The following is a 14,817-nucleotide window of genomic DNA, read 5'->3' as shown; positions in this document are numbered from 1 at the left end:
CTGCCGTTTCTTCTTTAAACCTATTTTGTTGCTTGCTGATATTCCTCATCGGATACGGGCTCCAACCATTCCGGCTTACCTGCCGTAATGGCGATGTGTTCAAACCAGCTGTCTTTTGCAGCTCCATGCCAGTGTTTGACACCATCATGGGTGACAATAACATCACCAGCTTTTAAGAATTGAGCGGGTTTTCCTTCTTCTTGGTACCAGCCTTCCCCACCCGTTACTAATAAAAGCTGGAATCCCCCACGGTGAATATGCCAGTTATTCCGGCATCCCGGTTCAAAGGTCACGTTCCCAACTCCAACATTAACTTTAGGATCGGCAACCAACGTCTTTAGGTAACTTTGTCCCACAAAATATTGGGCAAAGGCTTCATTCATCTCTCCCACAGGGAAAATCACGCCGTTTTTTACTTCTTCGTGTTTTGCCATTTTGGCTCCTCCTATTCACTTTAAACCGGTAATGGTCAAACTTTATTTGGGAAACAAACTTGTAGGAATTTTTCCAGTTGCCCATCAAAAATGAACATGGATTGTTTAATCAACCTACGTTTATAATTCTAAACAGAAACAAAATACTTTCAATCGTCAATACCTCACGATGTGTGGAATACTGAACAAACTATCTACAAGTGCCGATTATCTCAGAAAAGTGAATTTAGAAAGGACGAAATTGGATCGAAAGGTGCTTAAAACCCAGGATGCGATCAAGACAAGATTGTCGAAGAACCTATCAGCCATCTCCGAGTAAAGAAGGAAATTATGTCTGGTCTGGTTTGATTTGTTCGCCGAAAATTATTTGTTCTTTTCCACCATGCCAGATGAATCCACTTAGACAAAAAAAACCGCATTTTGTTTGCTCGTATACTCTGACGAATACATCAAAGTGAATTAAAAGAGACCGGAACTATTTGTCCGATCTCCTTCTATTTCTTTCTTAATCATATAGTGTCTCAGCAGACGGTTTGTCTCTCCTGCCTATCGTATTCATCTTTGGAACACTATATAAAACGAAAATTAGGCCGTCCTCAGCTTGTAGGACGGCCCATGATGTTTGCAGAACAAAACTTTATTGTTCAGAACAACAATTTATAGTAATGAGTCAACTAGACAAGATTTCGCTGCCCGCCTTACTCCACCGTAACGCTCTTGGCCAGGTTACGCGGCTTATCCACGTCATTGCCTCTCGCGAGCGATGCGTAGTAGCTCAACAGCTGCAGCGGCACCACGGACAGCGCCGGCGTCAGCAAGCTGAGCGTTCCCGGGATGAGGAACTGCTCGTTCACGCTCTTCTCGAGCGACGGGCTTCCTTCCATGCCGATCCCGATGACGTAAGCGCCGCGGGCCGACACCTCTTGGATGTTGCTGACCGTTTTCTCCAGTAGCGCATCCTGGGTCGCCAAGGCGATGACCGGTATGCCTTCCTCGATGAGAGCCAGCGTTCCGTGCTTCAATTCACCCGACGCATAGGCTTCGGAGTGAATGTAAGAAATTTCCTTCAGCTTCAGCGACCCTTCCTGGGCGACCGCATAATCCAAGCCGCGGCCGATGAAGAACAGGTTCTCGTGCGTGGCGATCTTTTCGGCTACCGCCTTGTACGTCTCCGCCTGCTCCAGGATCGCTTCCACCTGCTCCGGAAGAGCCTGCAGAGCGGCGATCGTCTCGGCCAGCACGGCCTCCTCCTGCGTTCCAAGCGTTTGGGCCAGATACAGGCCGAACAGGTAGAACGCAATGAGCTGCGAGGTGTACGCCTTCGTCGAGGCGACCGCAATCTCCGGCCCCGCCCAGGTGACGATCACATCGTCCGCTTCGCGGGCTACCGAGCTGCCGACCACGTTCGTGATCGCCACGACACGGGCGCCGCAGCGCTTCGCTTCCCGGAGGGCGGCCAGCGTATCGGCCGTTTCCCCGGACTGGCTCACGACGACCACGAGCGTGTTCTTCGTGATGATCGGGGAGCGGTAACGGTACTCCGAAGCCACGTCCGTTTCCACCGGAATGCGCGCCAGGTGCTCAATCACCGATTTGCCGACCAGACCGGCGTGGTAAGCCGTACCGCAGGCCACTATGTGAATGTTGTGGATGGCCTTTACTTCTTCCGGCGTCATTTTGATTTCGTTCAGAACAACACTCTTTCCGTCATCGCTCAGCCGGCTTCCCATCGTGTCGCGGTAAGCTTTTGGCTGCTCGTAGATCTCCTTTAGCATGAAGTGATCGAATCCGGCTTTTTCCGCCGTAACGAGATCCCAATCGACATGGAATAATTCCCGGGAAATAAAATTCCCCTCCAATGTCAACAGTTCGACACCATCCCGTGTCAGAACGGCCATTTCGCCGTCGTTCAGGATATAGACGTCGCGGGTATAGTTCAGAATGGCCGGAATGTCCGAGCCGATGAAGTTCTCTCCCTGGCCCACTCCAATAATGAGCGGACTTGCCAGACGAACGGCCACCAGCTTATCCGGTTCATACTCTGTCAGAACACCCAGGGCAAAAGCCCCTTTCATGCGGCTGACGGCCTTCTGAACAGCCTGCACGATGTCTCCGTCGTAGAGGCTCGCGATCAGGTGGGAGATAACCTCCGTATCCGTCTCCGAGACGAATTGATGCCCTTTGGCAGACAGCTCATCCTTCAGTTCGCCGTAATTCTCGATGATTCCGTTATGCACGACGGAGAATTTCATCGAGTTGTCCGTGTGGGGATGCGAGTTCACATCCGACGGCTTGCCGTGGGTGGCCCAGCGGGTATGCCCGATTCCGATCGTTCCGGCGAGCGGTGCTTCTCCCAGCTGCGACTCGAGAACGGCTAGACGGCCTTTCGCTTTCTTGACTTCCAATCCTTTATCCGTAAAAACGGCTACGCCCGCCGAATCGTACCCGCGGTACTCCAGCTTCTTCAGCCCTTCGATTAAAACTTCCTGGGAATTTCGATTCCCGATATATCCAACGATTCCGCACATGGTTCATGACCTCCACTATTTTCGTCTCTAATGATTTTTTAGGTAAAATGGCAATACTAAAGACAGGTCCAAAACCGATGTTTTTTGAACCTTGAAGAATTTGCTTCGTTATGGAATGCGGTTGGATTCTTGTACGCCCGGTCACCCGCGACGTTTTGCCCTCCAACTTAACGGCATGCATGCTGCCGGAAGGTCCCCGCCGAAAATTTCGAACACCTTCACCTCGTCAACTTGTTACGGATCTTCCTTCTTTCGGCTTTCGGCCGCAGAATAAGATTTCACGGTCCCGCTCCAAGTTCTGGCGCTATTGGTCTAACCCACTATCCACCTTTCTATCAAAAGTGAAAAACCTATGACCATCATATTCGCAATATCCCCAAATGGCAACTGTTTTTAGGATGGCCAACTATACAATAATAACACAAAAAATCCCCTGTTCAAACATAGGGGATTTTTTGGCATTCTTGTTTTATACCAATTCTTTCCGGATGACTTCGGCAATGGTATGAACGTAGCCTTCCACCTCGGCCTTATCCGGTCCTTCCGCCATGACGCGAATGAGGGATTCCGTACCCGACGGACGCACCAGCACCCGCCCGTTCTCTCCGAGCTTCGCTTCCACCTCGCGAATGGCCTTCTCGACGTTCTCGTTCCCCTTCAGCTTGCTCTTGTCGCCTACGCGGACATTCACGAGCACCTGAGGGAACTTGCGCATCTTCTGCTTAAGCTGACTCAGCTTCTGGCCCGATTGAACGATGGTGTCGACGAGCTGAAGGCCCGTCAGAATCCCGTCCCCGGTAGTGTTGTAATCGAGAAAGATCACGTGCCCCGACTGCTCGCCGCCCAGGTTGTACCCGCCTTTGCGCATCTCTTCCATCACGTATCGGTCGCCCACCGCCGTTTGGGCGGTCTTCATGTCGAGATCTTTAACGGCTTTAAAGAAGCCCAGGTTGCTCATCACTGTCGTGACAATCGTCCCTTGGTTGAGGCGGCCTTCCTTGTTCAGCGCGTCTCCGCAGATCGTCAGTAGGTAATCCCCGTCGATTTCCTCCCCATTCTCATCAATGGCAATGAGGCGGTCCGCATCCCCATCGAAGGAAAGTCCGAGGTCGGCTTTATGGGCCAGCACTTCCTTCGCCAGCGCTTCGGGATGAGTGGAGCCGCAGCCAGCGTTGATGTTGCGGCCGTCCGGATTCGCTCCAGTAGCAATAACCGTTGCCCCCAGCTCTTCGAAGACGCGCGGAGCCAATTCGTAGGCCGCCCCGTTGGCACAGTCCAGCACGATCTTGAGCCCCTCGAAGGAAGATTTGACCGTTGTCTTGATGTACTCCATGTATTGAAACTTCGCTTCCGCATTTTCCGTCACCGTTCCCAGATCGCCGCCCACCGGCCGCGGCAGCTCATCGGTTTCAGCATCCATCAGCCGTTCGATCTCGAGCTCCGTCTCGTCCGACAGCTTGAAGCCGTCTCCGCCGAAGAATTTGATTCCGTTGTCCTCCACCGGATTGTGGGAAGCCGAGATCATAACACCGGCATCCGCTCCCAGCGTACGGGTCAAATAGGCGACCCCCGGCGTCGAAACGACGCCAACGCGGATGACGTTCGCTCCGATAGACAGAAGACCCGCCACCAGTGCCGCTTCGAGCATTGGACCCGAAATGCGTGTGTCCTGCCCGATCACAACCTGCGGGTGCTTGGACTTTCCTGCCAGCACATAGCCGCCGCAGCGGCCGATCTTGTAAGCGAGCTCGGGTGTCAGGCCCTGATTGGCCACCCCCCGAACCCCATCCGTTCCAAAATATTTCCCCATGTATCGTAAACCCCTTCCTTAATCGCTTCTCTTCTCAAATGCCTTGTATCCTTCTTACGGGACCGTCGAGGCGGCCGGGCTTGTCGATGCTCCGGGAGTAGGGGTAGCTGTTGAGCTTGGCACCGGCGTCGGCGTTGGAGTCTCCGTAGGCTTGCTTTGGGCTGGCGCCGACGACGGGCTTGGGGACGGCGTCGGCGTCACTGGCGAAGGACTGGGCTTAGCCGTCGGGCTCGGAGCGGGATTCCCCCCGCCGGTTACCTCTACGACCGCTTTATAGTCCGTCGCCGGTTTCTTCACGAACATCGGCAGGTTCCACGTAATGTTCAGCTCATGCCGCCCAGGCGAAAGGTTGCTGACATCCGCCACCGCCTGAACATCCTGCGGCTTCAGCTTGTCGAGAATCGCCGGAGCCCCTTCGAGCTGAATGGAGACCTTTCCGGTATCCGGGGTCACCAGCTTAGCCGTAAACCCGGGATTGTCTCCTACAAGCGTGATGGGCACGTTGTCCACCACCTTGACCGTGGAAGGAACGACGGAAATGGAAACCTCCACTTTATTCGGAGTTACTTGAGTGGCTTTGTTCTTGAGCGGAATGTCCATTGTCATTTTCTTGGATTCCTTCAACCCTGTCAAGTCAATCTGCAGCCCCTCATAGAACTCCAGCTTGTTCAGGACATCCTCCGGGGCATAGACGGTCACCTGGTCCGGTACCTGGGTTATGGATTCTACGCTGAAGCCCGCCGCCGGCTGGCCGGTTACCTTGACCTGCAGCGGCATCTGCTTAAAGGGGCTCGTCACCGGCACCTCCACCTCGACCAGCTGCGGATTCACGATGCCTTCGATTGGCTTCCCTGCCTTGTCATAGACCGTCAGCTTCACCTGCTTCGAGATGTTGCCTGTGGCCTTATCCACGCTGATGTCCGCTTTGGCGGCGTCCACTTCCTCCAAGCGGCTTTCCGGCACCGTGACCTGCACCCGGTTCGGCTTGATCACCGGCTGCCCCGCCTTGTAGCCGTCCGCCGGCGTCCCGGTCACATTGATGACAACCGGAACGACCTTCTTTTCTTTTTTCTCGATGACCACCTTCACGGTTTGCGGAATGACTTCCGCGGTAACCCAATCCGAGACGCCCGTCGCACGAAGAGGAATAACATGCTGGCCCTCCGTGTAACGGCTGAGGTCGAGCTCCACCTGCAGATTGCCGGTGTTAACCCTACGGAGCGAGCTTTCCTTCCAACGGAGGACGACCGTCGCCTCCGCCGGCTCTATCGACTTGATGTAATATTGATCTGAATCGTATTTGGGCGTGATCGCCACATTGTTGACCTTATCCTCCCGGACCAGAGACCCCGAACCCGTAGAAGACGACTGCACATCCATATGGACCACTATCCAGAGAAGAATCCCCGCCAGTAGAGCAATCACTTTCACGACATTGTTGTTCTGAAGCCATTTATCCATCCGAACCACCCTTCCGCTTCCAGAAAGAGCTCTTTTCCTTCGTTGTCTTCTTCGTCTTCAGCTCTTCGTACAGCTTGGAGATGAGCGATTCTTCCTTGATGTCCCGGACCACCAGTCCGTTGATGGCAAGGGAGACCTGTCCCGTTTCCTCCGACACGATAACCGAGATCGCATCCGACATTTCACTTACGCCTATGCCGGCGCGGTGGCGGGTCCCCAATTCCTTGCTGATAAAAGGATTCTCCGAAAGAGGGAGGTAGCACGCCGCCGCCATCAGCTGATTCTGCCTGAGAATGATCGCCCCGTCATGAAGAGGTGTGTTCGGGATAAAAATGTTAATGAGAAGCTCCGAGGAAATCTCCGCCCGTATGGGAATCCCGGACTCTATGTACTCGTTCAACCCCGTTTCCCGCTCGAACACGATTAACGCGCCGATCTTTCGGCGGCATAAATAGTTAACGGCCTTCAGGATTTCGCCGATCCGCTCATTGATGAGCGCGTCCTCCTCGGACGTGCTCCGGCTGAACAGCTTGCCCCGTCCGAGCTGCTCGAGCGCCCGCCTAAGCTCCGGCTGGAAGATGATGATAACGGCCAGAACGCCGAAATTAAACGTCTGGTTCATCATCCATTTCAGCGTATTCAGATCGAACCACACACTTATCGCCCAGGCAATGACAACGACGAAAATCCCTTTTAAAAGCTGGACCGCCCGGGTGCCGCGGAGCAGGAGGATAAGCTTATAGATGACATAGCTGACAATCACAATGTCGATGATTTCTTTAATGGAGCTTTTGAATGTCAAATCCCTCAAGTAGTCCATTCTCGATCCCCCAATACGAACCCCCTGGGTTCGGCATTCCTTCTCTCTTTCTCTCTATAGATGATACCACATTTTCAATAAAAAACCTCCCCTTCAAGCCCAGGGGAGGTTGGATTAACGTAGCTATTTGGCCAGGCCGCCGACCATTTCGTTCATCTCAAACCACAGCCATTGCAGCGCCTGGTCGATCACACGGGTTTCTCCGGAAATTTTGGCCGTGGACGCGAGGGCATAGGTTCCGTCAATGACGATGAGGTTGCCGTTCAATTCCCCGTCCACCTGGATTTTGCCCCGTTTGACCATCAGGTCGCCGTTCACCTTGTGGCCGGCCGGCAGATACACGGTATCGCCTTTGATCACGAGCTGATCGAGGTTAGCTCCCTTGACCGTCATTTGGGTATCCTCATTCCACAGGGAGAGAAAGCTGCTCACCATAACCAGCAAAAAAACCGACGCAACGGAAATCGCCGGATGACGCTTAACCCATTGAAGCCAGGATGCTTTCTTTCGTGATTGGGGCAGAGCACCCATGATTCGGTCGGTCAGATCATCGGGTGCCGAAGGACGCGGCATCGACTTGACCAGGGCATCGGTGGTTTCCAACTGCTGGAACACGAGCCGGCAGTCGGGACACGACAGCATATGTTCTTTCAAAGCCGCCGCTTTGGGTCCCGTCAGGGTTCCGTCCAGAAATTCATGCATTTCCCGGACAGCTTGCTTGCAATCCATTGGAGAGCCTCTCCTTTCTTTCAATCTTGTATAGTATCATACGAATCACGATTTATTTTGTTTCAAAAACTTTTCCGCCGTATTCCGACTCGAGCTTTTTCCTTAAGAATTCCCGTCCGCGGTGAACCCGCGTCTTGACCGTGGTGACCGGCATGTCCAGCACATCCCCGATTTCCTGCAGGGACAGGTCCTGGAGGTAACGGAGAATAACCACCGACTTGTACTTGTCCGGCAGCGAATCGATGGCCCGGCGGATATGCTCCTGCGTCTCCGACAGCATAACCTCGCTTTCCGGCGACGGCTGGTCACTAGCGAGAAGAGAGTACCAATCGGCCCCTTCCCCTTCCGGCATTTCCGCGTCCAGCGAATAATTCGGTTTTCTTTTGCGCAGGCGGTCGATGCACAGGTTGGTGGCGATCCGGTAGATCCAGGTGGAGAATTTCTGGTTCACGTCATAGCGGTCCAGATTCGTGTACACCCTAAGAAACGTCTCCTGAACGATGTCTTCGGCCTCATGAGACTGCCCCAGCATCCGGTACGCCAAATGATACATTTTATCTTTATACAGATCCACAAGTTCAGCAAAAGCTCTCCGGTCTCCCGTCCGGGCAAGCTTAGCCAGCCTTGTTTCCACATAATTCAAGTTCCTTTCCCCCCGTATGAAAGCTGCAGCTTCTTCTGGCTTTTGGCCTTCCCATCCTTATTGCGGCGATTGGTGTTAGGTAACAGGAATCCAGTAATTCTGGTTCCCTTGCTTTCCCAGCCCGGCAAGATCTTCTTAACCGGCAAAAGGGAACAAATTCATGCAGATGTGAGCATTATGGCAGATTTGTCCTTAAAGTGCAACTGCCCCCTAACTCTACCCCCGCAAAACACATCCATTCTCCGAAGAAGCTGCTCTTTTCTTAATACCCCCTCTTTCTCTTCTTTGACACGTTTTCGAGACTTATGTCCCAGATCGATCTTACCAAGACAAGCGCAATCTTGGCACCAGCAGTCTCCCCAGCAGCTCAAAGATCATGCCCCTGTGGCCTTTCCCCTTTGCTGAGCTCGGCCATCGGACCTGCGGGAGCACCCGACTTGGACGGGTCACGACCTGCTTTAGAAAAAGAAGCTTAAAAAAAAGCCGGGCCATCGGCCCGACTTTCTGACTGTATCCCCGATGCCTGGTGGGCCATCCATCAATCTCTGGCTATCCGGCCCAACCGGATGGCATCAGCCTGTATTTCGAAGCCCCGCGGCAATTCCGTTGATGGTAAGCAGAACTTCCCGCAGGAGCTCGCCGTCGTCTTCTTCATTATCCTTCCGCCCTCTCAGCTCCGTCAGCAGCTGAACCTGCATATAGCTGAGGGGATCGACATAAGGGTTACGCAGCCGGATGGATTCCTGCAGAATCGGCACGTTGTCGAGGATTTCCTGCTGACCGGTAATTTGCAGAATAAGGTTGGAGGTCAGCTGGTATTCCTCCTGGATCAGGTTGGCGATCCGTTCGGCGATCTTCGGATCCTTCACGAGCTGGCCGTACTCCTTCGCAATGGTCATATCGGCTTTCGCGAGCGCCATTTGGAGATTGTCGATCGCGGTGCGGAAGAACGACCATTTGGCGTACATTTGCTGCAGCTGCTTCATGTTCTCCGGCTTGTTCTGGTAGAAGCTCTGGAGTCCCGAGCCTGCCGCGTACCAAGCCGGAAGGAGGTACCGGGTCTGGGTCCAGGAGAACACCCAAGGAATGGCCCTCAAGTCCTCAAAACGCCCGCTGTTGTTACGTTTGGCCGGACGCGAGCCGATGTTAAGCTCACCGATTTCCGGAAGCGGAGTGGACTCGTAGAAGAAGGTGAGGAAATCCGGATCCCGGAAAATCAGATCCTGGTACTTCGTCTGCGCCTGCTCCGAAATGTCCTTCATATACCCTTCCCATTTGTTCTCGGAAAGATCACTTTGCGGGTTACGGGCCATGACAGCCGCCGTGATCAACGCCCACGTAGCCTGCTCCAGGCTGCGGTAAGCAATTCCCTTAATGGCGTAACGCTGGGACAGAACCTCTCCCTGCTCCGTGATCTTGATGCCGCCGCCCAATGTCTCTGGCGGCTGGGCCAGAATGCTGCGGTTAAGCGGCATTCCCCCGCGGCCAAGAGCACCGCCGCGTCCGTGGAAGAATTTCAGCTTAACCTGGTGCTTTTTGGCCGCCTCCGTAATGTGCTTCAGTGCGACCCGAAGCTCCCAGTTCGCCGTCAGAACGCCGCCGTCCTTGTTGCTGTCCGAGTAGCCCAGCATAATCTCCTGCAGCTGGTTCAAGCTGTTGAGGCTGTCCCGGTACGCCGGAATGTTAAACAGCGTATCCATAATCTCCGGCGCAGCATGCAGATCCTCGATCGTCTCGAAAAGGGGAGCCGGCTGCAGCGTACAAGTAACCGTTCCGTCCGCCTGGCGGCGGTAAAGGCCAAACTCCTTGCTGAACACCATAACCTCCAGGAGGTCACTAGCCCCGCAGGTCATACTGATCAAGTAGCTGGTGATGCAGCCGCGTCCGAACTCCTCTTGAGCGGCCTTGATCGTTTTATAGACATTCAGGCACTCCGTGGTCGATTCACTGTAATCAAGGTAAGGTGAAGTGATCGGCCGCGGGTCATCTAAGGTACGAGTTAGAAGCTCGATCTTTTCTTTCTCCGAGAGAGCCGAATAATCGTCGGCTATGCCCATCTTAAGCATAACCTCGCTCATCGCCTTCTCATGCTCCTTACTGTGCTGACGCACATCCAAGGCAGCCATATGGAAGCCGAACAGTTCCGCCTGCCGGATGAGCTTCTTCGTATAGGAATCCGCGACATAATCGGCATAATGCAGCCGCAGGCTGGCATCCATTACCTTCAGATCGGCAATCAATTCTTCAACGGAATTGTATTTGCCCGGACCATCCGGGTAGCCGGGTTGAGCGGTGTTGTTCATCTTCTCCAGCATATAGGTCAGCTTGATGCGGTAAGGCTCCTTCTCGTTCCTCCAAGGCTCCTCCGTTTCCAGGTCCACCGAATCCCGGTCGCGGGCAATGGATTCCAGCAGCTCCTCGCTTACCGAGACAATGTTTTTGCTAAAGCTGAGATGCTGCATGAGCTCCCGTAGCGTTACTTTATACTTCTCTAGCGCCATCTCCCGGTGCATGACCAGCGTGCGCCACGTTACAGCGGCCGTTACCGATGGATTTCCGTCCCGGTCCCCGCCAATCCAAGATCCAAAACGCAGGAAAGAAGGCACGTGCCACGACTCACCCGGGTAGTACTTATCAAGGCAGCGTTCCAGCTCTCCATAAACCTCAGGAAGCACATCAAACAACGTCTCGTCAAAATAGTACAGCCCATTGCGCACTTCATCGACGACCGTCGGCTTCCGGTCCCGAAGCTCATCGGTTTGCCAGAGCGTGAGCACTTCACTCTTCAGCTTATCCCTTAGCTGTTCTCTCTCCCGGTAAGTAAGCATAGGATTGTCGTACTGCTCCACCTCATGGGCGATACGCTGATGAATGTCGAGAACCGCTTTACGCGTCGCTTCCGTCGGGTGGGCGGTCATAACTAATTCTAGAGAAATGCCTTCCAGGATGCTGCGAACTTCCTCCACCGGCATATCCTGCTGCTTTAATTCCTTTATAATGCTTTCAATCGATCCCGGCTGGATGGTCTCCCCCGCCGTACGATCGTAATCACGCTTGCGGCGAATCCGGTGGTTCTGCTCCGCAATGTTCACCAGCTGAAAATAGATAGCAAAAGCCCGGATCACCTGGTGGCGAATTTCCGGCTGACAGGAATCGATGGTCTGCTTGAATTCTTTATACAGATCAGGCACGAACTCCGCACGGATCGATTTGCTCAGCTCCCGGATTTTTTCGACAACGGCAAGAAGCTCCTTCCCCCCTTGGTGAACGAGCACTTCCCCGAGAATGTTCCCCAGAAAGCGGACATCCCGGCGCAGTAAGTTGTTGGTTGAGCCTTTCGCCATAAGATTTACTTCAGTCATTTCTCTCACCCAATCCTTAATTTCTTTCTGTAGCCACTCCGTCATTGATTCTTCAACATTTGAGACTAGCCGAGGCTGAAGGTTTCCCATGAGCCAGCCTGCTCCATGATTAATTAAACGGCTGCCGAATGGTTATTTAGTCTAGTTTATCATACCCGCTTTCCCTAAGAACAGCGATTTCGGCAAAATCCAACAAAATCCTATCTAATCCTATAGGATATTAGAATACATTGGGACACTTAACCGCTTTACTTCGTTCATGCACTAAAGCATTTCCACAAAAAAAAAGCTGACTAGCTGTCCGCTTATACAAAAAAAGACCAATCGGTCCTGGATTAAAAAATGGAGCGGGTGATGGGAATCGAACCCACGCTACCAGCTTGGAAGGCTGGAGTTCTACCATTGAACTACACCCGCATGAGGATAATGCTTATTCTCTAAAAATGGTCGGGACGACACGATTTGAACATGCGACCCCCTGGTCCCAAACCAGGTGCTCTACCAAGCTGAGCTACGTCCCGTAACCTTTAGAAAATTTCCATACTTAATGGCGTTCCCTGAGAGATTCGAACTCCCGACCTTTTGATTCGTAGTCAAACGCTCTATCCAGCTGAGCTAAGGGAACACACGATAAGTATAATGGAGCGGACGACGGGAATCGAACCCGCGACCCTCGCCTTGGCAAGGCGATGCTCTACCGCTGAGCCACGTCCGCATAGTTGGTGCGCGTAGAGGGACTTGAACCCCCACGGTTGCCCGCTAGATCCTAAGTCTAGTGCGTCTGCCAATTCCGCCATACGCGCGAACCAAACCAATGGTGAGCCATGAAGGACTCGAACCTTCGACACCCTGATTAAAAGTCAGGTGCTCTACCAACTGAGCTAATGGCTCAAAATGGCTGGGGATCAAGGATTCGAACCTTGGCATGACGGAGTCAAAGTCCGTTGCCTTACCGCTTGGCTAATCCCCAGCGTTCCTGGTGCCGTCGAGAGGACTTGAACCCCCAACCTACTGATTACAAGTCAGTTGCTCTACCAATTGAGCTACAACGGCATGTCCCTTGAAGGACAATGGTGGAGGCTGACGGGATCGAACCGCCGACCCTCTGCTTGTAAGGCAGATGCTCTCCCAGCTGAGCTAAGCCTCCAACTTGATAAGAAATGGTGACCCGTAGGGGATTCGAACCCCTGTTACCTCCGTGAAAGGGAGGTGTCTTAACCCCTTGACCAACGGGCCGAGAAAATGGAGCTTCCAACCGGGATCGAACCGGTGACCTCATCCTTACCATGGATGCACTCTACCTACTGAGCTATGGAAGCATGGCTCCCCGAACAGGACTCGAACCTGTGACAACTCGATTAACAGTCGAGTGCTCTACCAACTGAGCTATCAGGGAATATACCGCTTGGCAACGTCCTACTCTTCCAAGATCCTGCGATCTAAGTACCATTGGCGCTGGAGGGCTTAACGGTCGTGTTCGAGATGGGAACGCGTGGTTCCCCTCCGCCATCATCACCAAACGTCAGAGTTTGCACCCTGAAAACTGGAATCGAAGCTTACGTTGTTTCATCCTTTAAACTCCCCTAAAGGGGTCATGAATAAGCCCTCGACCGATTAGTATTCGTCCGCTGCATGCTTTACAGCACTTCCACGCCGAACCTATCTACCTCGTCGTCTACAAGGGGTCTTACTAATTGGGAAATCTCATCTTGAGGGGGGCTTCACGCTTAGATGCTTTCAGCGCTTATCCCGTCCGTACTTGGCTACCCAGCGGTGCTCCTGGCGGAACAACTGGTACACCAGCGGTACGTCCATCCCGGTCCTCTCGTACTAAGGACAGCTCCTCTCAAATTTCCTGCGCCCGCGACAGATAGGGACCGAACTGTCTCACGACGTTCTGAACCCAGCTCGCGTACCGCTTTAATGGGCGAACAGCCCAACCCTTGGGACCTACTTCAGCCCCAGGATGCGATGAGCCGACATCGAGGTGCCAAACCTCCCCGTCGATGTGGACTCTTGGGGGAGATAAGCCTGTTATCCCCAGGGTAGCTTTTATCCGTTGAGCGATGGCCCTTCCATTCGGTACCACCGGATCACTAAGCCCGACTTTCGTCCCTGCTCGACCTGTACGTCTTGCAGTCAAGCTCCCTTCTGCCTTTGCACTCTGCGAATGATTTCCAACCATTCTGAGGGAACCTTGGGGCGCCTCCGTTACGCTTTAGGAGGCGACCGCCCCAGTCAAACTGCCCGCCTGACACGGTCCCTCTCCCGGATTCACGGGAGGAGGTTAGAACCTAGATACGATCAGGGTGGTATCCCAACGTCGCCTCCTCACAAGCTGGCGCTCATGATTCTTAGGCTCCCACCTATCCTGTACAGATCGTACCCAAGTCCAATATCAAGCTGCAGTAAAGCTCCATGGGGTCTTTCCGTCTTGTCGCGGGTAACCTGCATCTTCACAGGTATTAAAATTTCACCGGATCTCTCGTTGAGACAGCGCCCAAGTCGTTACGCCATTCGTGCGGGTCAGAATTTACCTGACAAGGAATTTCGCTACCTTAGGACCGTTATAGTTACGGCCGCCGTTTACTGGGGCTTCGGTTCACAGCTTCGCTTGCGCTAACCGCTCCCCTTAACCTTCCAGCACCGGGCAGGCGTCAGCCCGTATACTTCGCCTTGCGGCTTCGCACAGACCTGTGTTTTTGCTAAACAGTCGCTTGGGCCTTTTCACTGCGGCCCCCTCGGGCTATTCACCCTACCGAGGCACCCCTTCTCCCGAAGTTACGGGGTCATTTTGCCGAGTTCCTTAACGAGAGTTCTTCCGCGCGCCTTAGAATTCTCTTCTTACCTACCTGTGTCGGTTTGCGGTACGGGCACCTTCACCTGGCTAGAGGCTTTTCTTGGCAGCATGAGTACAAGACCTTCGGTACTGTAATTTTCCCTCCCCATCACAGCTCAGCCTTATCAGTGTGCGGATTTGCCTACACACCAGCCTTGCTGCTTGGACAGACTCTTCCATCCGTCTGCGTC

8 protein-coding genes, 12 tRNA genes and 2 rRNA genes (1 of these 22 running past the window's edge) are annotated in these 14,817 nt (G+C 53.5%); all 22 read right to left on the bottom strand.

Going from position 1 to position 14,817, the window contains the following annotated elements:
- Positions 1 to 20: 20 nt before the first annotated feature.
- Positions 21 to 434 carry a cupin domain-containing protein gene (locus MJA45_RS01665; RefSeq protein ID WP_315605562.1) on the bottom strand — a complete coding sequence of 138 codons (414 nt, stop codon included), beginning with the start codon at positions 432 to 434 and terminating at the stop codon, positions 21 to 23.
- A gap of 698 nt (positions 435 to 1,132) precedes the next feature.
- Positions 1,133 to 2,962 (bottom strand): glutamine--fructose-6-phosphate transaminase (isomerizing), encoded by a 1,830-nt coding sequence (glmS, locus tag MJA45_RS01660; RefSeq protein WP_315605561.1) that lies wholly within the window; start codon positions 2,960 to 2,962, stop codon positions 1,133 to 1,135.
- Positions 2,963 to 3,431: 469 nt separating this feature from the next.
- Positions 3,432 to 4,772, bottom strand: coding sequence for a phosphoglucosamine mutase (glmM, locus tag MJA45_RS01655; RefSeq protein WP_315605560.1), 1,341 nt, complete (start codon positions 4,770 to 4,772; stop codon positions 3,432 to 3,434).
- A gap of 54 nt (positions 4,773 to 4,826) precedes the next feature.
- Entirely contained in the window at positions 4,827 to 6,233 is a 1,407-nt protein-coding gene (locus tag MJA45_RS01650; protein WP_315605559.1) for a CdaR family protein, read from the bottom strand.
- Complete coding sequence (gene cdaA / locus MJA45_RS01645) at positions 6,226 to 7,053, bottom strand: diadenylate cyclase CdaA (protein ID WP_315605558.1); 828 nt, start codon at positions 7,051 to 7,053, stop codon at positions 6,226 to 6,228. The genes MJA45_RS01650 and cdaA overlap by 8 nt, the downstream gene beginning before the upstream one ends.
- Before the next feature lie 123 nt (positions 7,054 to 7,176).
- Positions 7,177 to 7,782 (bottom strand): anti-sigma factor family protein, encoded by a 606-nt coding sequence (locus tag MJA45_RS01640; RefSeq protein WP_315605557.1) that lies wholly within the window; start codon positions 7,780 to 7,782, stop codon positions 7,177 to 7,179.
- Between the two features lie 52 nt (positions 7,783 to 7,834).
- Entirely contained in the window at positions 7,835 to 8,425 is a 591-nt protein-coding gene (gene sigW, locus MJA45_RS01635; RefSeq protein ID WP_315605556.1) for an RNA polymerase sigma factor SigW, read from the bottom strand.
- A gap of 572 nt (positions 8,426 to 8,997) precedes the next feature.
- A complete protein-coding gene (gene ppc, locus MJA45_RS01630; RefSeq protein WP_315605555.1) occupies positions 8,998 to 11,787 on the bottom strand; it encodes a phosphoenolpyruvate carboxylase in 2,790 nt (929 codons plus the stop codon).
- A gap of 343 nt (positions 11,788 to 12,130) precedes the next feature.
- A tRNA-Gly gene (locus MJA45_RS01625) sits at positions 12,131 to 12,204 on the bottom strand.
- Between the two features lie 27 nt (positions 12,205 to 12,231).
- Positions 12,232 to 12,308, bottom strand: a tRNA-Pro gene (locus MJA45_RS01620).
- A 27-nt stretch (positions 12,309 to 12,335) separates the two neighbouring features.
- Positions 12,336 to 12,412 (bottom strand) — tRNA-Arg (locus tag MJA45_RS01615).
- A 15-nt stretch (positions 12,413 to 12,427) separates the two neighbouring features.
- Positions 12,428 to 12,502: transfer RNA gene (locus tag MJA45_RS01610), tRNA-Gly, on the bottom strand.
- A 5-nt stretch (positions 12,503 to 12,507) separates the two neighbouring features.
- Positions 12,508 to 12,590 (bottom strand) — tRNA-Leu (locus MJA45_RS01605).
- A 12-nt stretch (positions 12,591 to 12,602) separates the two neighbouring features.
- Positions 12,603 to 12,678, bottom strand: a tRNA-Lys gene (locus MJA45_RS01600).
- Between the two features lie 4 nt (positions 12,679 to 12,682).
- Positions 12,683 to 12,757: transfer RNA gene (locus tag MJA45_RS01595), tRNA-Gln, on the bottom strand.
- Positions 12,758 to 12,764: 7 nt separating this feature from the next.
- A tRNA-Thr gene (locus MJA45_RS01590) sits at positions 12,765 to 12,840 on the bottom strand.
- A gap of 18 nt (positions 12,841 to 12,858) precedes the next feature.
- Positions 12,859 to 12,934 (bottom strand) — tRNA-Val (locus tag MJA45_RS01585).
- A gap of 14 nt (positions 12,935 to 12,948) precedes the next feature.
- A tRNA-Glu gene (locus MJA45_RS01580) sits at positions 12,949 to 13,023 on the bottom strand.
- 7 nt (positions 13,024 to 13,030) lie between these two features.
- Positions 13,031 to 13,106, bottom strand: a tRNA-Thr gene (locus MJA45_RS01575).
- 1 nt (position 13,107) lies between these two features.
- A tRNA-Asn gene (locus tag MJA45_RS01570) sits at positions 13,108 to 13,183 on the bottom strand.
- A 7-nt stretch (positions 13,184 to 13,190) separates the two neighbouring features.
- Positions 13,191 to 13,307, bottom strand: a 5S ribosomal RNA gene (gene rrf / locus MJA45_RS01565).
- Between the two features lie 74 nt (positions 13,308 to 13,381).
- Positions 13,382 to 14,817, bottom strand: a 23S ribosomal RNA gene (locus MJA45_RS01560) (it continues 1,490 nt past the right edge of the window).

Origin of the sequence: Paenibacillus aurantius (assembly GCF_032268605.1) — a bacterium.
Taxonomy (GTDB): Bacteria; Bacillota; Bacilli; order Paenibacillales; family NBRC-103111; genus Paenibacillus_AO; species Paenibacillus_AO aurantius.
The sequence above is the reverse complement of the archived record's forward strand: the minus strand, read 5'-3'. Positions and strand labels throughout refer to the sequence as shown.